The 18,283-nt window shown below is 63.7% G+C and carries 17 protein-coding genes; 4 read left to right on the forward strand and 13 right to left on the reverse strand.

The features are described from left to right. Nucleotides 1-17: 17 nt before the first annotated feature. The 12 genes from PSEMAI1_RS0111920 to PSEMAI1_RS0111975 all read right to left on the reverse strand — a co-directional run bounded on the left by PSEMAI1_RS0111920 (nt 18) and on the right by PSEMAI1_RS0111975 (nt 11,190). Nucleotides 18-506 (reverse strand): OmpH family outer membrane protein, encoded by a 489-nt coding sequence (locus PSEMAI1_RS0111920; RefSeq protein WP_232219903.1) that lies wholly within the window; start codon nt 504-506, stop codon nt 18-20. 19 nt (nt 507-525) lie between these two features. After that, nucleotides 526-2,814, reverse strand: a complete 2,289-nt coding sequence (bamA, locus tag PSEMAI1_RS0111925; RefSeq protein WP_024303098.1) for an outer membrane protein assembly factor BamA — start codon at nt 2,812-2,814, stop codon at nt 526-528. A gap of 9 nt (nt 2,815-2,823) precedes the next feature. Next, on the reverse strand, nt 2,824-4,158 hold the full coding sequence (gene rseP / locus PSEMAI1_RS0111930; protein ID WP_024303099.1) for an RIP metalloprotease RseP: 1,335 nt from the start codon (nt 4,156-4,158) through the stop codon (nt 2,824-2,826). Then, a complete protein-coding gene (gene ispC, locus PSEMAI1_RS0111935; protein ID WP_024303100.1) occupies nt 4,155-5,333 on the reverse strand; it encodes a 1-deoxy-D-xylulose-5-phosphate reductoisomerase in 1,179 nt (392 codons plus the stop codon). Before ispC ends, rseP begins: the two co-directional genes overlap by 4 nt. Nucleotides 5,334-5,342: 9 nt before the next feature. After that, nucleotides 5,343-6,149 carry a phosphatidate cytidylyltransferase gene (locus PSEMAI1_RS0111940; protein ID WP_024303101.1) on the reverse strand — a complete coding sequence of 269 codons (807 nt, stop codon included), beginning with the start codon at nt 6,147-6,149 and terminating at the stop codon, nt 5,343-5,345. A 4-nt stretch (nt 6,150-6,153) separates the two neighbouring features. Then, nucleotides 6,154-6,903 (reverse strand): isoprenyl transferase, encoded by a 750-nt coding sequence (locus PSEMAI1_RS0111945; RefSeq protein WP_024303102.1) that lies wholly within the window; start codon nt 6,901-6,903, stop codon nt 6,154-6,156. 10 nt (nt 6,904-6,913) lie between these two features. Then, nucleotides 6,914-7,471, reverse strand: coding sequence for a ribosome recycling factor (gene frr / locus PSEMAI1_RS0111950; RefSeq protein ID WP_024303103.1), 558 nt, complete (start codon nt 7,469-7,471; stop codon nt 6,914-6,916). A 78-nt stretch (nt 7,472-7,549) separates the two neighbouring features. Continuing rightward, nucleotides 7,550-8,269, reverse strand: coding sequence for a UMP kinase (gene pyrH / locus PSEMAI1_RS0111955; protein ID WP_024303104.1), 720 nt, complete (start codon nt 8,267-8,269; stop codon nt 7,550-7,552). A 90-nt stretch (nt 8,270-8,359) separates the two neighbouring features. Next, nucleotides 8,360-9,229 (reverse strand): translation elongation factor Ts, encoded by an 870-nt coding sequence (gene tsf / locus PSEMAI1_RS0111960; RefSeq protein ID WP_024303105.1) that lies wholly within the window; start codon nt 9,227-9,229, stop codon nt 8,360-8,362. Nucleotides 9,230-9,312: 83 nt separating this feature from the next. Further along, nucleotides 9,313-10,041 carry a 30S ribosomal protein S2 gene (gene rpsB / locus PSEMAI1_RS0111965; protein ID WP_024303106.1) on the reverse strand — a complete coding sequence of 243 codons (729 nt, stop codon included), beginning with the start codon at nt 10,039-10,041 and terminating at the stop codon, nt 9,313-9,315. Nucleotides 10,042-10,175: 134 nt separating this feature from the next. After that, nucleotides 10,176-10,370, reverse strand: coding sequence for a hypothetical protein (locus tag PSEMAI1_RS0111970; RefSeq protein WP_024303107.1), 195 nt, complete (start codon nt 10,368-10,370; stop codon nt 10,176-10,178). Nucleotides 10,371-10,416: 46 nt separating this feature from the next. Then, the gene (locus PSEMAI1_RS0111975) at nt 10,417-11,190 is read right to left on the reverse strand and encodes a zinc-dependent peptidase (protein WP_024303108.1); all 774 of its coding nucleotides are present in this window, start codon (nt 11,188-11,190) and stop codon (nt 10,417-10,419) included. Between the two features lie 248 nt (nt 11,191-11,438). Here PSEMAI1_RS0111975 and PSEMAI1_RS0111980 point away from each other — a divergent pair, with 248 nt between their 5' ends. From PSEMAI1_RS0111980 to PSEMAI1_RS0111995, 4 genes are all read left to right on the forward strand, one after another. After that, on the forward strand, nt 11,439-12,632 hold the full coding sequence (locus tag PSEMAI1_RS0111980) for a cation:proton antiporter (RefSeq protein ID WP_024303109.1): 1,194 nt from the start codon (nt 11,439-11,441) through the stop codon (nt 12,630-12,632). 14 nt (nt 12,633-12,646) lie between these two features. Then, a complete protein-coding gene (locus PSEMAI1_RS0111985; protein WP_024303110.1) occupies nt 12,647-13,780 on the forward strand; it encodes a YbdK family carboxylate-amine ligase in 1,134 nt (377 codons plus the stop codon). 25 nt (nt 13,781-13,805) lie between these two features. After that, the gene (nudC, locus tag PSEMAI1_RS0111990; protein ID WP_024303111.1) at nt 13,806-14,591 is read left to right on the forward strand and encodes an NAD(+) diphosphatase; all 786 of its coding nucleotides are present in this window, start codon (nt 13,806-13,808) and stop codon (nt 14,589-14,591) included. Nucleotides 14,592-14,724: 133 nt separating this feature from the next. After that, a complete protein-coding gene (locus PSEMAI1_RS0111995; RefSeq protein ID WP_024303112.1) occupies nt 14,725-16,359 on the forward strand; it encodes a methyl-accepting chemotaxis protein in 1,635 nt (544 codons plus the stop codon). Nucleotides 16,360-16,542: 183 nt separating this feature from the next. Here PSEMAI1_RS0111995 and PSEMAI1_RS0112000 read toward each other — a convergent pair whose 3' ends face one another. After that, a complete protein-coding gene (locus tag PSEMAI1_RS0112000; RefSeq protein ID WP_024303113.1) occupies nt 16,543-18,000 on the reverse strand; it encodes an aminoacyl-histidine dipeptidase in 1,458 nt (485 codons plus the stop codon). Nucleotides 18,001-18,283 lie beyond the last annotated feature (283 nt).

Genomic DNA, 18,283 nt, shown 5'->3' on the forward strand with positions numbered 1-18,283 from the left:
CCGGAAAATAGATGGAATTATTTCTCAAGTTCCTTGAGAACCTTGGCGGTGATGTCGTACTTGGGATTGACGTAGACCGCATCCTGCAGGATCAGATCGAACTGCTCGCGCTCGGCGATCTGCTTGATGGTTCGGTTCGCCCGCTCCTGCACCGCGGCAAATTCCTCATTGCGCCGCAGATTGAAGTCCTCGGCCAGTTCGCGGCCCTTGGCGCGGTAATCGCGGTCGAGGCCGGCCAGCTCCCGCTCGTATTTCTTGCGGTCGTCGAGCCCCAAGCCGCTCTTGCCGAGCAGCGTTTCCAGCTCCTTGGCACGCGCTTCCATCCTCTTCAGCTCGGCGCGGCGGTCACTGAACTCCTTCTCGAGTTTCTTCATGACCAGTACGGCCGGCGCCGCCTCGCGGTACACCCGCTCGGTATTGATGTAGCCCAGCTTGAAATCGGCCGCCGCGCTGGCGAACGAAGCGGCCAGCAGAACCGGAGCCAACAGCAGGCGAACAGTCTTCATCGTCATCTCCGGACTCCGCTCAGAATACCGTCCCCAGCTGGAACTGGAATGCTTGGCGCTTGTCGCCCTCTTCCTTCTTCAGCGGCACGGCATAGCTGAATTTCATCGGTCCCATCGGCGACAGCCAGGTCAGAGCGGCACCGCCCGAGTAGCGCAGACCCTCGCTGGCGCTGGAACCGGCGACATTGTTGTCCCACAGGCTGCCGACGTCGAAGAACACGCTGGTGCGCACCGACTTGTTGTCGCGCATGCCCGGGAAGGGGAACAGCAGCTCCACGTTGCCGACCACCTTGGTGGTGCCGCCGAGGTTGTCACCGTTCGTATCTTTCGGACCGATGCTGCCGTTCTCGTAGCCGCGCACCGAGCCCAGGCCGCCCAGGTAGAAGTTCTGGAAGAACGGCAGGGTCGAACTCTTGCCGTAACCGTCGGCGTAGCCCACTTCGCCGTTCAGCATCAGGGTGAAGGTCTTTGACAAGGGGAAATACCAGGTCTGCTGATGGCTCAGACGGTAGTACTGCAAGTCGAGTCCCGGCAGGCCGATATCGACCCCCGCCCGCAGCACCGCCCCGCGCGTCGGCCACAATGCGCTGTCGCGGGTATCGCGCGACCAGCCGATGGTGGACAGCAGCGTGTTGGCGCTCTTGCCGTACTTGTCGACGAAGTCGAGGTAACGCTGCGGGCTGTCGGAGAAGGTGGTGATGGCGGTCTGCTCCACCCCCAGGCTCAGGTTGATGCGGTCGAACTCGGTGATCGGCACGCCGAACTTGGCCGCCGCCCCACTCGTCCGCGTCTTGTACTTGGACACGTCGTCTTCCTGGGCGTCGTAGGTGCGGCTGTACAGGTTGTAGCCCAGACTGACACCGTCGACGGTGAAGTACGGATCGTTGAAGGAGAGGCTGGCGCTCTTGTTCACCTTGCCGGTGGAGATGCCGGCCGACAGCGACTTGCCGGAACCGAAGATATTGCTCTGCGACACGCTGCCGGAGAACACCAGACCCTGCCCCTGCACGAAACCGATACCGGCCGAGATGCTGCCGGTCGGACGTTCCTTCAGGTTGATGTTCATGTCGACCTGATCCGCCGTATCGGGGACCGCCGGCGTCTCGACATTGACGTCCTCGAAGTAGCCCAGCAGTTCGACCCGCTCCTTGCTGCGCTTGATCTTGTCGGCGGCGTAGGGCGCGCTTTCCAGCTGACGCAGCTCGCGGCGTACCACTTCATCACGGGTCTTGGTGTTGCCGGCGATGTTGATGCGGCGAACGTAGGTCTTGCGGCCCGGGTCGAGGAACAGGGTGAAGGCGACCTGGCGCTTCTCGCGGTCGATTTCCGGCAGCGCGTTGACGTTGGCGAAGGCGTAGCCGTCGTTACCCAGGCGGTCGCTGATGGCGGTCACCGAATCGTTGACCTTCTCGCGGTTGAACACGTCGCCCGCCTTGAACTGCAAGAGCTTGCGCAGCTCCTCTTCCGGCACCTTCAGGTCGCCGGCGAGCTTGACGTCGGAAATGGTGTAGCGCTGGCCTTCGTTGATGTTGATGGTGAGGAACATGTCCTCCTTGTCGGCGCTGATCGACACCTGGGTCGAGTCGATGTTGAACTCGAGGTAGCCCTGGTTCTGGTAGAACGCCTTGAGCTTTTCCAGGTCGCCGGACAACTTCTGCTTGGAGTACTGGTTGTCCTTGGTGATCCAGGACAGCCAGTCGCCGGTGGTCAACGAGAACTGTTCCAGCAACGTGTCCTGATCGAAGGCCTTGGCGCCGACGATGCGGATTTCCTTGATCTTCGCCGTCACGCCCTCGACGATATCGAGGGTGACGGCAACGCGGTTGCGCTCGAGCTTGGTGACGCTGGGTGTGATTTCCACCGAGTACTTGCCGCGGCTGTAATATTGGCGCTTCAGCTCCTGGACCGCCCCGTCCAGCAAGCCCTGGTCGAAGATGCGGGATTCGGCCAGGCCGTTCTCCTTGAGCGCCTTCTTCAGCTGATCCTTGTCGAACTCCTTCGCCCCGCTGATGTTGAGCTGGGTGATCACCGGCCGTTCGATGACGGAGACGATCAGGACATCGCCCTCCGACTCGATCCGCACGTCGTTGAAGAAGCCGGTGGCGAACAGTGCCTTGATCGCCTCTTTGGCCTTCTCGTCGGTGAAGGTGTCCCCCACCTTGAGCGGCATATAATTGAATACCGTCCCGGGTTCAGTACGCTGCAAACCCTCGACGCGAATATCCTTGACTACAAATGGCTCTGCCGCCATGGCGGCAGACATGGAAAACAGGCCGGCAACTGCCGCTGCAACGAGTTTGAATCTCATCTGTTTGTTCTAACCCCCGAAAAGGCGGCTGATGTCGTTTAGCAAGGCAAATGCCATCAACGAAGCCAGCAAGGCAAAGCCTATCCTTTGCCCGAGTAACTGCGCCCGTTCACTGACCGGGCTCCCCTTGATCAACTCCGCCGTATAATACATTAAGTGCCCACCATCCAGAATGGGGATGGGAAGCAGGTTCAATATGCCAATGCTGACGCTGATCAGCGCCAGAAATTCGAGGTAGGCGTCCAGACCCTGCCGCGCGGTCTGGCCGGCCACGCTGGCGATGGTGATCGGGCCGCTCAGGTTGTCCCATGACGCCTGCCCGATCAGCATGCGCCCGAACATCCGCAAACTAAGCACGCTGTTGGACCAGGTTTTTTGCAGCGCCATCCAGCCCGCCTCGGCGACCGTCGGGTGCACCTCGTAACGCAATCCCTCGAGCCAGGCGGCATCCCCCGTCGGTGCGGCACCGATGCGGCCGACAAAACCGGTCGGCGACTCCATCGAATCCGGACGCAGCGTCAGCTGCCGCCGCTCGCCCCCCCGCAGAAAGACCAGGGTAATCTCCTTGCCGGGGCTGTTGTGCACCATGGCCACCCATTCCGCCCAGCTTTGCAGCTTACGGCCATTGGCGCTCAGCAAGGTGTCGCCCGTCCGCAGGCCGACCTTGTCCGCCGCACCGCCCTGCTCGACCATGCCCAGCGTCAACGAATAACGAACGGGTACGATGCCGATCTGCCCGTTGGCGTGACCATCGGCCTCGGGCGCCGCCTTGACCACTCGATCGAGACGCTGGCCGGCCGTCGTTTCGACCCGCACCGTCAACGGTTCGTCCGCACTGGAACTCCGATCCAGCAGCGCGAGGCTGATGTCGTTCCAATGCGCGACCGGGGAGCCCGCCACCGCGAGGATGCGGTCCCCCGGCTGGAAGCCGGCGATGGCAGCCGGACTGTCCGGCACCACCGTCCCCACCAGCGGCCGGTACAGCGTCAGGCCGTTGCCGATCACCGCCCAATAAAACAACACCGCCAGCAGCAGGTTCATCAAGGGGCCGGCCACCACGATCACCATGCGCTTGCCGACCGGTTGCCGGTTGAAGGCGCGCGGCCAGTCCTCCGGCGCCACGACGCCCTCCCGCTCGTCCAGCATTTTGACGTAGCCGCCCAGAGGAATCGGGCAGATCGCCCACTCGGTCTCGCCCCGCTTGACCGTGAACAGCGGCTTGCCGAAACCGATCGAGAAACGCAGCACCTTCACCCCGCAGCAGCGTGCTGCCACGTAGTGGCCCAGTTCGTGGAAGGTGACCAGGACACCGATGGCGAGGAGGAAGGCGAGAATGGCAGTCATAGCGGGAGCATGGCCTTGAGGGATGAGCGAACCCGGCCATCCTTCTCCAGCAGCGCCTCCAGCGAGGAGCTGGTGGACAAGTCGAAGCGGCCCAATGCCTGCTCGACCAGAGCGGGGATGCCCATGAAACCGATCTGCCCGTCCAGAAAGGCCGCCACCGCGACCTCATTGGCGGCATTCAGCACCGCCGGGGCATCGCCCCCGCTCCGCAGCGCCTCGAAAGCCAGCCTCAGGCAGGGAAAGCGCGCCAGATCCGGCTGCTCGAACGTCAGTTGGGACAGGGCGAAGAAATCGAGCGAAGCGACGCCCGCCTCGATACGCTCAGGCCAGGCCATGGCGTAGGCGATCGGCGTGCGCATGTCCGGCGACCCCAGTTGGGCCATGACCGAACCGTCTCGGTATTGAACCATGGAATGAATGACGCTTTGCGGATGCACCACCACGTCGATGCTCTCGGCCGGTGCGTTGAATAGCCAATGCGCCTCGATGACCTCCAGCCCCTTGTTCATCAGCGTCGCGGAATCAACGGAGATCTTCTGCCCCATCACCCAGTTCGGGTGCTTGCAGGCTTGGGCCGGCGTGACGGCATGAAGTTCCGCCGCCGGCAGTTGCCGGAACGGGCCGCCCGAGGCGGTCAGGATGATCTTGCGTACGCCGGCCTGGTCCAGCGAGCCGCGGTAGCCGTCCGGCAGCGACTGGAAGATGGCATTGTGCTCGCTATCCACCGGCAGCAGGGTCGCCCCGCCTTCGCGCACGGCGCTCATGAAGAGCTGTCCGGCCACGACCAGCGACTCCTTGTTGGCCAGCAGGATGCGCTTGCCGGCCCGGGCGGCTGCCAGCGCCGACGGCAGGCCGGCCGCGCCGACGATGGCCGCCATGACCATGTCGGCCTCCGGCAAGGTGGCGACCGTCTCGAGGGCACCCGCCCCGCTCAGCACCTCGACCGGCAGCCCGGCCTCGTTCAGCCGCAAGCGCAGCGCGCTTGCCGCCGCGTCGTCGACCATGACGGCAAAGGTCGGCCGAAAACGCCGGCATTGTTCGAACAAGCGGTCCACTTGCCGTTGCGCCGCCAGCGCCACGACACGATAGCGCTCCGGGTGTCGGGCAACCACATCCAGCGTGTTCATGCCGATGCTGCCGGTTGCCCCGAGTACTACGATTCCTTGAGGTTTCATTTTGGCAATTCAGAGACCGCTCAGTGCGCGCAAGGCATTGCTCACGGCGAGAACGGCGATAAGACTGTCGATACGGTCATACACCCCGCCATGACCGGGAAGCAGCCGGCTGCTGTCCTTGAGGCCGGCCGCGCGCTTGAACCACGACTCCAGCAAGTCTCCGGCAATGCTGACAGCTGTCAGGGGAAGAGACAAGAGTAACAAGCTCCATGGCGACAGACCCAGCGCAAGCCAGCCCAGTTCATTCACCAGGAAAACATAGGCGGCGGTCGCCACCAGCGCGCCATAGACGCCCTCCCAGCTCTTGCCGGGGCTGATCGACGGCGCCAGCTTGCGCCGGCCAAAGGCCTTGCCGGAGAAATAGGCGGCAATGTCCGCCACCCAGACCAGCCCCATGATGGCCAGGAGCTGCTGGGCCTGCGCCACACCGGGCTCGGGCCGCCACTCGAGCAGGGCGAACCAGGCCGGGAACATCAACAGCCAGCCCAGCAGCCATGCCGTCAAACCGTTGCGAACCACCCAGCGCCGTACCAGCCACAACGGCACCACGGCGAGCCAAAACAGCAAGGCCAGGACGTGCAGCCACGGCATCGACCCTATCCCGCCCAGCCAGGCCACTGAGGCAATCAGGGTCGAGCCCCCCAGATACAGCCATTGACCGGCACCGGCCATGCCCACCATCCGGCTGTATTCCCACAGCGCCAGGCCCACGACCAGCCACGAAAAAGCGGCCCATATCGGGGCCGGAAAGAAGAACAGTGCGGCCAGCATCAAGGGCAGCAGCACCAGTGCAGTCAGCACGCGTGTTTTCAGCATGGAGTCAGTCCCGGCGCAGCGAGGCGGGCAATTGTTCGCTGGTGCGGCCAAAACGGCGCTCGCGGCACCGGTAGGATTGCACCGCTTCCCCCAGGGCCCGCTTGTCGAAATCGGGCCATAGCAGGTCGGTGAAGAAGAGTTCGCTGTAAGCCAGTTGCCAGAGCAGGAAATTGCTGATTCGCTGCTCCCCGCCGGTGCGGATGAACAGATCGGGCTCCGGCGCATAGGACATCGACAGCCGTGCGGCCAGCTTTTCTTCGGTGATGGTGGCGGCCCCCTCCCCGATCAGTTGGTTGACGGCCTGCAGCATGTCCCAGCGCCCGCCGTAATCGGCGGCGATGGTCAGCACCAGCCCGCCGTTGGCGGCGGTGCGCGCTTCGGCGGCATCGATGCGCTCCACGATGCGGGGCGCAAAACGGGAGCGGTCACCGATGACCTTGAGGCGGATATTGTTAGTGTGCAGCTTCTCCACCTCGTTCTCCAGCGCGTTCAGGAAGAGGTCCATCAGGAAGGAAACCTCGTCCGGAGGACGCCGCCAGTTCTCGGTGGAAAAGGCAAACAGCGTCAGGTACTCGACACCGAGTTCCTGACAGCCCGCCACGATCTCCCTGACCGCGCTCAGGCCCTTCTTGTGGCCGGCGACGCGAGGCAGGAACCGTTTCTTGGCCCAGCGCCCATTGCCATCCATGATGATGGCGATATGGCGCGGCACCGGGCGGACTTCGGGAATGGAGCTAGTGGAACTGCCGAACAAGACGTTCCCCTTATACCGCCATCAGATCAGTTTCTTTGGCGGCAAGGGCTTTGTCGATTTCGGCAATGTACTTGTCAGTCAGCTTCTGGATGTCGTCCTGGCCGCGACGCTCGTCGTCCTCGGTGATGGACTTGTCCTTGAGCAGGTTCTTGAATTCGTTGTTGGCATCGCGGCGGATGTTGCGCACGGCCACGCGGGCGCCTTCGGCCTCGCTGCGCACCAGCTTGATCAGGTCCTTGCGGCGTTCTTCGGTCAGCATCGGCATCGGCACACGGATGATGTCGCCCATCGAGGCCGGGTTGAGGCCGAGGTCAGAGTCGCGGATTGCCTTTTCCACCTTGCTCAGCATGTTCTTTTCCCATGGCTGAACACCGATGGTGCGGGCATCGAGGAGGGTGACGTTGGCCACCTGGTTCACCGGCACGTCGCTGCCATAGTAGTCGACCATGACATGATCCAGAATACCGGTATGCGCGCGGCCGGTACGAACCTTGGTCAGGTCGTTCTTGAAGGCTTCCAGCGACTTTTGCATTTTCTGTTCGGCCGATTTCTTGACGTCGTTAATCATGTCAACTCCATGGAAACTTGGAAAAACAAGGCGGAAAGCGGCTGCTGCCGTTTCCGCCCTTTTGCTATTCTGTAAAGCTCAGCAGTGTACCAGCGTGCCTTCGTCTTCGCCAAGCACTACCCGCCGGAGCGCGCCGGACTTGAAGATGCTGAACACCTTGATGTTCAGGTGCTGGTCACGGCACAGCGCGAAGGCGGTGGCATCCATCACCTTGAGGTTGCGCGAGATCGCCTCGTCGAAGGTCAGCGTCTGATAACGCTGGGCATCCGGGTTCTTCTTCGGGTCGTCGGTATAGACGCCATCCACTTTGGTGGCCTTGAGCATGATGTCCACGTTCATTTCCATGCCGCGCAGCGCCGCCGCCGTATCGGTGGTGAAGAACGGGTTGCCGGTACCGGCCGCGAAAATGACGACCTTGCCCTCTTCCAAATATTGCATGGCCTTGCCGCGCACGTACGGTTCGGCGATCTGCTGCATGGTCAATGCCGACTGCACCCGGGCCACCAGACCCACCTTGGTCATGGCATCCTTGAGCGCCAGCGCGTTCATCACGGTCGCCATCATGCCCATATAGTCGGCCGTGGCGCGATCCATGCCGGAAGCCGCCGGCGCCACGCCGCGGAAGATGTTGCCGCCGCCGATCACGATGCCTACCTCGACCCCCAGATCGACCACCTCCTTGATCTGCCCCACGATTTGCTCGATCGTGGCGCGGTTGATCCCGTAGCTATCGTCGCCCATCAGGGCCTCGCCCGACAGTTTGAGCAGAATACGTTTATAGGCAGGAGCTTGGCTCATAGTCACCTCGGTGGCAGTTTTTCAGTCAGTCAATTTGCAAAACGGCACCCTGCAAGCAGGGTGCCGTTCGATCAGTCCAGAGGTCCGGACTTACAGCTTGGCGGCGGCAGCCACTTCAGCGGCGTAGTCCACTACCTTCTTCTCGATGCCTTCGCCCACGACGAACATGGTAAAGGCCTTCACCGAGGCGGATTTCTCAGCCAGCAGCTTCTCGACGGTCTGGTCCGGGTTCTTCACGAACGGCTGGCCCAGCAGGGTCACTTCCGCCAGGAACTTGCTCACGCGGCCTTCCACCATCTTGGCCACGATATCGGCCGGCTTGCCGGACTGGGCAGCCTGCTCGGTGTAGATGCGGCGCTCGGTTTCCAGGGTTTCGGCCGGAACCTGATCCTTGGACACGCAGATCGGCTTGGAAGCGGCGATGTGCATGGCGATGTCCTTGCCCAGGGCCTCGTCGCCACCGTTGAAATCAACGATAACGCCGATCTTGGCACCGTGCAGGTAGGTCGCGATCTTGCCTTCGGTTTCGTAGCGCACGAAACGACGGATGGTCATGTTCTCGCCCAGCTTGGCGATAGCGGCCTTGCGGATTTCTTCCACCGACTGGCCGTCCACTTCAACGGCGCCCAGCGCTTCGACGTCGGCCGGGTTGGCGGCAACGACAGCCTTGGCGGCAGCAGCGGCCAGGGCCAGGAAGGTCGGGTCTTTGGCAACGAAGTCGGTTTCGCAGTTCACTTCCACCAGGGCGCCAACGCCACCTTCGATGAAGGAGCCGATGATGCCTTCGGCAGCCACACGGCCGGCCATCTTGGAGGCCTTGTTGCCCGACTTGATGCGCAGGATTTCTTCGGCCTTGGCCAGATCGCCTTCGGCTTCAACCAGCGCCTTCTTGCACTCCATCATGCCAAGGCCGGTAGCAGCGCGCAGGTCCGAGACCATTTTTGCGGTAATTTCCGCCATGCTTGAAACTCCTTAACAGTATCTTTTTACGTAACGGTACGGGTTCAAAAAAAGGGGCTTACGCCCCTTTTTCAGGTCCGTGCTTACTCGGCTTGAGCCGGTTCAGCGGCAACGATTTCCTGCAGCGACTGTGCGCGGCCTTCCAGTACGGCGTCGGCGATGCCGCGGGCGTACAGGCGGATGGCGCGGTTGGAGTCGTCGTTACCCGGGATTACGTAATTGATGCCTTCCGGCGAGTTGTTGGTATCAACCACGCCGATCAGCGGGATGCCCAGCTTCTTGGCTTCGACGACGGTACCCTTCTGGTAGCCGGTATCGATAACGAAGATGGCATCCGGCAGACCTTTCATGTCCTTGATACCGCCCAGCGAGCGCTCCAGCTTCTCGACTTCGCGCTCGAGGTCCAGCAGCTCTTTCTTGTTGTAACCGGTGTCGCCGGCGCTTTCCAGGATGGCACGCTTTTCTTCAAGACGCTTGATGGACTGCTTGACGGTCTTGTAGTTGGTCAGCATACCGCCGAGCCAGCGGTGATCGACGAACGGCATGCCACAACGGGCTGCTTCTTCACGAACAATCTCACGCGCCTGACGCTTGGTGCCCACAAACAGGATGGTACCCTTGTTGGCAGCCAGGCGACGTACGTATTCCTGAGCTTCAACGAACAGCGGAAGGGTTTTTTCCAGGTTGATGATGTGGATCTTGTTGCGGCTGCCGAAAATGTACTGAGCCATTTTCGGATTCCAGAAGCGGGTCTGGTGACCGAAGTGAACGCCGGCTTCCAGCATCTGACGCATGGTAACGTTGGTGGTCATGCAAAACTCCTAAAGGGTTAGGCCTCCATTCGCGCGCAGAATCCTTGCGGACACCCTTTCGGCGCGAATGTGCGTAGTAAAAACCCTGCGGGATGCAGGGCGCGCAGAATTATAGCACCACGGGCTAAGCCAGCTCAAGCTGACGACTCGTCATTCACGACAACAGCGAGCTCTTTCTTCTTGCGCAGGCGGCGGCGCACCAGACGGGTAAACAGCAGGCTGGGAAGCACTGCCAGAAACACGATGATGAAGGCCATGCGGATGGGGCTTTCCTGCACCACCGCCATCATCAGCACCACGTAAAGCCAACCGATCAGGATCAGATACATGTCAAGACAACCGTGCGGATTTTCGTTCGAATCAAGGCAAAGGCGCTCATTCTAGCCCGGACAGGCGCGCCAGCGTATCTTGCCGGTAGAACGCCACCAGTTGCCGGTAGACCGCGGGATAGTCTTCGGCCAATCCTTGCGGGCACTCGAAAAACGCCTCGCTCAGCACGGCGAAGAATTCGGCCGGGCTTTCCGCGGCATAAGGATCGAGCCAGCCCTCCTCCGCCATTTCGCCTTCGCGCTCCAATTGCTGCTGAAAATCGGCATAGGCGGCAGCCCAGTCATGCGACCACTGCTCCCGGCTCATGCCCTTGTGCAGCGGCGGAAAACCGTTGGCATCGCCATTGAGCATGTCGAGCTTGTGAGCGATTTCGTGGATCACCACGTTCCAGCCGTCGCGGCCGCTGGAACGCTTCACGTCCGGCCATGACAGAATGACCGGACCATCGAGCCGAGCCTGCCCGATCAGCACGCTGTCGCCCTCGTGCACCACGCCGCCCGGTTCCATCCAGTGGTCCCGCACCACGAAGGCCGAGGGGTAGAGCACGATCTCTTGCCAGCCGTCCAGCGCCTCCTTGCCGAGGTTCATCACCGGCAAGGCCATCTGCAGCGTGACCGAGGCGACCATCGCCGGCGTGACCGTCAGCCCGGCCGCCCCGCTGAAGACCTTCTTGCGGGCAAAAACGCCCGCCAGCGCGGCCAGCCGCACACTTTCATCGGCACTCAGACCGGCCAGCAAGGGCATGCGCGCGGCCTGTTCCAGCAACTGAGCCCGGCTGGGACCGGCGGCGGAGCGCCGGCCAAAAAAACCAAAAAACATGAAACTCCCGCGTCATTATCACGTCACTCCATGATGCTACACCTTTCTGCCGCCCCCTCAAGCCCGGGTACAACTGCTCTATCGACGGCAGCCGGCAACGACCGGAAACAGCCCCGGGAGTGCCTCATTCCCCCTTGAAGAAGAGTGCCAGCGCGACACGGTGTAGCCCGGCACGATGATATACACGCACGAGGCAAGCGCACTGCACAAGCATCTTTCCGATAATTAACACAACAAAGGGAGGCCCCATGAACGATTTGCCGTGGCAATCACTCGCACTGAACCCCCTCGCCGCCTTTGGCATCCTGCTCGCGCTGGGCGTGCTGGGCGGGCAGATCGCCGTCCGCATCGCCAAGCTGCCGGCCATCACCGGCCACATCCTGAGCGGCCTGATCATCGGCCCTTCCGGCCTCAAGCTGCTGGACCAGCAACTGATCGACGAGGCCGGCCTGTTCATCCAGTTGGCGCTCGGCCTGGCCCTGTTCGACATCGGCCGGCGCGTCGACCTGCGCTGGCTGCGCCGGGAAAAAGCATTGTTCATTACCGCCTTGCTGGCCGGTTTCATCACCTTCGTCGGCCTGCTGGCGTGGCTGACGCTCTCCGGCTTTCCGCTGGCAGCCGCCTCGCTGCTCGCCGCCATCGGCATGGCAACGTCACCGGTGGTGGTGTTGGAACTGGCGCGCGAGTGCCGCGCCGAAGGCCAGGTCACCGAACGCCTGCTCGCCAGTACCGGCCTCAACAATTTGTTAAGCCTGACGGTGTTCACCTTGGCGCTGTCGTTCACCCACTTCAGCGCCGGCCACGGCGTGGAGGCCTTCATCCTGCAGCCGGCCTGGCTGCTGCTCGGTTCGGCGCTGCTGGGGGTGGTGGCCGGCCTGCTGGCGATCCGGCTCAACGTCTGGCTGGGCGGCCGCCAGCGCGAGGCGCAAACGGTGCTGATGTTCGGGCTGATCGCGCTGGTGGTGGGGTTGTCCGGCATGCTCAAGCTGCTGCCGACGCTGGCCATGCTGGTCTTCGGCCTGGCCACACGTAACCTGAAGCACGGCTATACCGTCGCCGAACCCAGCCTGGCGACGCGCTCCAGCTTCTTCTTCGTCGCCTTCTTCGTGGCTGCCGGGGCGCAGCTGATGCCGCTCCATCTGGCCGCCTTCTGGCCGACCGCCGTCGGCTTCGTGGTGTTGCGCAGCCTGCTGGCGGCGGGATCGTGGCGGCTGGCCGCCCACCACAACGGCCTGCCCTCGCGCAGCGGCGCCCTGCTCGGGCTGGGCATGCTGCCGATGTCGGGCAGCACCGTCACGCTGATGGCGATGGGCGCGCTGACCCTACCGGCCGGTGCCGCTGAATTCAGCGGTTTCATGCTGTCCGTACTGTGCCTGACGGAGCTGCTAGGCCCTGTCGTCACGCGGTTTGCCTTGCGCAGCGCGCAGGAAACCCGGGAATGAGAGAGGAGACACCCATGCTGGAGTTTTCGACCAGCCAAGCGCTGACGCTGGGCGTGGAACTGGAACTGATGATCGTCAACCGCCGCGATTACAATCTGACGCGCGGTTCCGACGACCTGTTGCACCTGCTCGGCCGCAGTCCGCACGGCTACGACATCAAGCCGGAAATCACCCAGGGCATGATCGAGATCGGCACCGCGGTGCATACCGACGTCAACGCCATGCTCGAGGAATTGCTGGCCATCCGCACCCTGCTGGTGAGCACGGCAGAGAAACTCAACCTGGGTCTGGCCGGCGGCGGCTCGCACCCGTTCCAGCACTGGAGCGAGCAGCGCATCTACCCCAAGGAACGCTACCAGCTGGTTTCCGAGCTGTATGGCTACCTGGCCAAGCAGTTCACCGTCTATGGACAGCACATCCACATCGGCTGTCCGGACGGCGATACCGCGGTGCGGCTGACGCATTACCTGTCGCGCTATATTCCGCACTTCATCGCCTTGTCGGCATCCTCACCCTTCCACCAGGGGGTCGACACGCTGTTCCAGAGCTCGCGCCTGACCAGCGTCAACGCCTTCCCCTTGTCCGGCTCGATGCCGTGCGTCGGCAACTGGGACGAGTTCAACGACTACTTCCGCCACATGGCCGACCTGGGCATCGTGGCCAGCATGAAGGACTTCTACTGGGACATCCGCCCCAAGCCGGAATACGGCACGGTGGAAATCCGCATCTGCGACACGCCGCTGGCGGTGGACACCCCAGTACTGCTGGCGGCCTATGCCCAGATGCTGGCGCGCCAGTGCTTCGAGCAGGACTGGAACGACATCTCGGCCGAGCGTTACCTGACCTACAGCTACAACCGCTTCCAGGCTTGCCGCTTCGGCTACGACGCGGTACTGGTGGACAGCGCGCAAAAACGCCAGAGCAGCCTGCTGGAAGACATGCTGGACACCCTCAACGGACTGTTGCCTCAGGCCCGGGCGCTGGGCATCGAGGCCCAACACTCGGCCCTGCGCGAACGGGTGCTCAAGCGCCAGCTGGACAGCCACTGGCTGCGCAGCGTCTACGACGAGAGCGGCTCGCTGGCCGAAGTGGTGCGCCGCCAGAGCGAGTTCTGGATGTACGAGCCGGGAGCGGACAGCGTACACTGACGGGATGTCCAACAGGATGATCCCCATGTCCCTCGATCTGTCCAGCCAGCCCGACCTGTCCCTGCCCTCGCTGTGGTGCGTGTTCGACGAACAGCGCCTGCTCCTCGTCAACGGCACGCTGCCCGACAGTGATGCCGCCACCTGGCCGCTGACCGAGCGGCTGTTCCTGGCCCGGCAGGGCGAGGTCAACCTGTTTCAGGGTGAGTTGGTCGGCCCGACCCCGACCGGTGGCGAATGGGTGGGCCTGAGACAAGCGCTGATGCAGCTGCCGGCGGAACTGGCGCCGGCCCTGGCGCGGGCGGCGCAGTTGCGACAGTTCCGCCGCACCCACCGCTTCTGCGGCCACTGCGCCACGCCGCTGCAGCAGCATGCCCACGACCAGGGCCGCAGCTGCCCGCATTGCGGCCAGCTCTACTATCCGCGCCTATCGCCGGCAATGATGGTGGCGATCTACCGCGGCCAGGAGCTGCTGCTGGCGCGCGCCCCGCACTTCACCCCGGGCATCTACAGCGCGCTGGCCGGCTTCGTCGAAGCGGGCGAGACGCTGGAGGAGTGCGTGCACCGCGAAGCCTTCGAGGAGGTCGGGGTACGGCTGAAGAACCTGCGCTACGTCGGGTCGCAATCGTGGCCGTTCCCCCACTCGCTGATGCTGGCGTTCACGGCCGAGTACGCCGGTGGCGACATCGTCCCGCAAGCGGGCGAGATCGAGCACGCGGCCTGGTTTCCGATCGACGCCCTGCCCCCCATCCCGCAGTCCCTGTCCATCGCCCACTGGCTGATCCGCCACACGGTCACCGAACTGTCGCGCTGATCCCGCACCGTCGCTCCCAGCTACGTTCATGTCTCATGCATGAACGTACGGCGCGCGCCACTCCCTTAGGATGTGCGAAAAACAACGCCCGCGGGCGGACAACATCGCACCTCCACTACAAAGGGATGGATCAATGGGAAAACTGAAACTGGCACAGCGCCTGATGCTGGGCTTTGCCGCCGTCATCGCGCTGCTGGCCCTGGCCTCGGCCTTCACGCTCTACCGCCTGAATGATGTACAAGCGAGCGTCAGCGAACTGGTCGAATACCGCGCCCCGATCATCGAGCAGGCCCACCAGCTCAACGCCGCCTTGCTCGGCACCAACAACCTGGCACGCACCATTCTGCTGGATAGCGACGCCGACGGCAGCCAGACCGCCAGGATCAAGGCGATGAGCGAGAGCGGCCAGCGCGCCCAACGCGCCTTTGCGGCGATGCGAGCCCACCTCACCCACCCAGACGAACTCGCCCTGCTCGAACCGGTCGGCAAGAGCATGGACGACTACCAGCGCCAGCTCGACAAGCTGACTTCCATCATCGCCCATAGCAAGTGGGACGCCGCCGTGATGCTGTCGGAACAGTTGGAGCCCAAGACCCAAGCGCTGGAAAAACAGCTGCACGCGCTGATCGAGCATCAATCGCAGGCGATGGCCGCCGACAAGGCCGCCACCACCCGCACCCTCGGCAACACGCTGGCCGCATCGGCACTGGCGCTGGCCGTGGGCATCGGCGTCAGCCTGTTCATCGCGCTCTACATGGCGCGCCGCATCATCCGCCAGTTGGGCGGCGAGCCCGACTACGCCCGCAGCGTGATGCGCGAGATCGCCGACGGCAATCTCGGCGTCAAGGTCAAACTCGCGGCGGGAGACGACAGTTCCCTGCTCTACCATCTGTCGCTGATGACGCGCGACCTGGCCCAAGCCTTGCGTGCCGTCGAGGCCCACGTCGCCGACAGTGCCGGCGCCGCCGCCACGCTGCAACAGACCATGCAGCGCATGGTGGGGCGCTCGGAAGAGCAAACCCGGGCCGCCACGGACATGACCGGCGTCATCCAGCGCATGTCGGAAGGCATCAGGCAACTGCATGGCGGCGCCGGCGAGGCCGAAAGCGCGGCCCGTCACGCCAGCGAAAACGCCCAGCAAGGCGTCGGGGTGATTCAGGGAACGGTCCGGGAAATGGATGAGATCACGGCACTGATCCGTTCGACTTCGCACAGCATCAACGAGCTGGGACGGCAGTCGCAGACCATCGACCGCATCGTCGGTGTGATCCGCGACGTAGCCGATCAGACCAACCTGCTGGCGCTCAACGCCGCCATCGAGGCCGCCCGTGCCGGCGAACAGGGACGCGGCTTCGCCGTGGTCGCCGACGAGGTGCGCAAGCTGGCCGAGCGCACCGCCGAGGCCACCGGCGACATCGCCACGATGATCGCCGCGATCAGGCAGAGCGCCGAGCAGGCGGTACACGACATGGAGCGCTCGGTAGAGCGGGCACAGACCGGGGCAAACGAAGGCCAGCGAGCCGGCGAATCGATTCTGGCCATCCACGACGGCACCGAGACGGTGGGGCAGCGCGTGCAGGCGATGGCCGCAGCCTTGGCCGAACAGGCACGCTCGGGCGAGCAGGTCGCCGGCGAGGTCGAACGCATCAGTGCGCTGGCCGACCGCAACCGTCAGGTGGCCGAGGAAGCCGCCACGGCGGCGGAAAGGATGAGCAGCCTCACCAATGCCATCCGCCTGAGCTTTGCCCGCTTCCGCACCAGCACCTGAAACAGCCGACCCCACATGGCACGATGCCCCGCTCGTGGCGGGGCATCGTGCCATCATTCAAGAAAAACATTAGAGTCGCTCACAAAACCCAGCGCAGCGGTCTTGGCTAGCCGCGCGGCCACTACAGTACAAGTAGCACGGCAAGACCGCGCAACAACACCAAGAGGGTTTTGTGAACGGTTCTTAGTCGCGCACCGGCACCGCCGCCAGCACGGCCTGCAGCAGACGCCAGGCGTGGCCGACCGTCTCGACCCGCACGCGCTCGCCCGGCGCATGGGCGCCGCGGATGTCGGGGCCGAACGACACCATGTCCATGTGCGGGTACTTGCTGCCCAGGATGCCGCACTCCAGCCCGGCGTGGATGACCTTGACCTCGGCGCGGCGGCCGTATTCGCGCTCGTAGACCTGCTGGAACAGCTCCAGCAGCGGTGACTGCGGGTTCGGTGCCCAGCCGGGATACTCGCCTTCCCGCTCCACGGCGGCACCGATCAGGCCGAACAGACTCTCGATCTCGCCGGCCAGTTGCCGTGCCCCGCTATCCAGCAGCGAGCGCACCATGAAGCTGGCGAACAGCTTGCCCTGATCCAGCACGATCACCCCCAGGTTATTGGAGGTTTCCACCACGCCCGGCACGCGCCGGCTCATGCGGCGCACTCCATGCGGGGCGGCGTGCAAGGCGGCGAAGATGGTGCGCTGGTCGGCCAAGGCCATTACCCCACTGGCCGAAGCCGGCTCCAGCGCCAGCGTCACGCCTTCATCCACGCCGGCCAGTTCGAAACGCACCGCCTGCTGGAAGGCGTCCAGCCGGGCCGCCAGCCGCTCGGTTTTGGCAACGGGGTAGGCCACCACGGCAAAGGCCTCGCGCGCCAGCGCATTGCGCGCCGAGCCCCCCCGGAACGACACCACGCGCAGCGCCAACTCGTCTTCCAGTTCGCGAACGAGACGGATCAGCAGCTTGTTGGCGTTGCCGCGCTCCTCGTGGATGTCCACGCCGGAGTGTCCGCCACGCAGCCCCTTGAGCGCGAGCCGGCCGACGGCGTAACCGGGAGGCAGTTCCTCGACCGCGTAGCCCCGCGAGACGTTGACGTCCACCCCGCCGGCACAGCCGAGAAAGAACTCGCCCCAGTCCTCGGTATCGATGTTGATCAGCAGATCGCCGTTGAGCAGATCCGGCTCCAGGCCGAGCGCCCCGCCCATGCCGGCCTCCTCGTCGACGGTCAGCAGCACCTCGAGCGGGCCGTGGGCCAGGGTGTCGCTCGCCAGGGCCGCCAGCGACAGCGCTACGCCGATGCCGTTGTCGGCACCCAGCGTGGTGTTCTCCGCCACCAGCCAGCCATCGCGCAGCACGGGACGGATCGGGTCCTTGAAAAAGTCGTGATCAGTGCCGGAATCGGCCTGGCACACCATGTCCAGATGCCCCTGCAGCACCACGCCGCGGCGGTTTTCCATGCCGGGGGTAGCCGGCTTCTTGATGATCAGGTTACCGGCACGGTCCACCCGCGTGGCGAGGCCATTCAGTTCGGCCCAGCCCTGCAGATAGTCGCGCAGCTGCTGTTCGTGCTTGGAGGGGCGAGGGATCTCGCACAAGGTCTGGAAGTGCTCCCACACTTCGCGGGGTTCGAGTTCTGCAATGGGTGTCACGTCGGGTCCTAACGCATGGCCGGCACAGGCTCATGGCCCTGCCGGGTGGGCCTGGTAAGAAAATGTTATAGGTGTTTTCTATGCCCAATCGACTCTAGCATGCTCTCCGCCAGAGTGTCATGAAGACAAAAAACTCGGCCGAAGACGACTGTCTTGCTGTCCCTTCGACCGAGCCACTCTCCACCTTCCACGGTGCCGCCTCCAGCCCCCTCATCCGAGGACCACATCCAGCAGGCGTATACCTGGTCTTATCGGCGCCAACCCAGCAATGACGCGGCTCTCA

The organism is Pseudogulbenkiania sp. MAI-1, from assembly GCF_000527175.1.
Classification (GTDB): domain Bacteria; phylum Pseudomonadota; class Gammaproteobacteria; order Burkholderiales; family Chromobacteriaceae; genus Pseudogulbenkiania.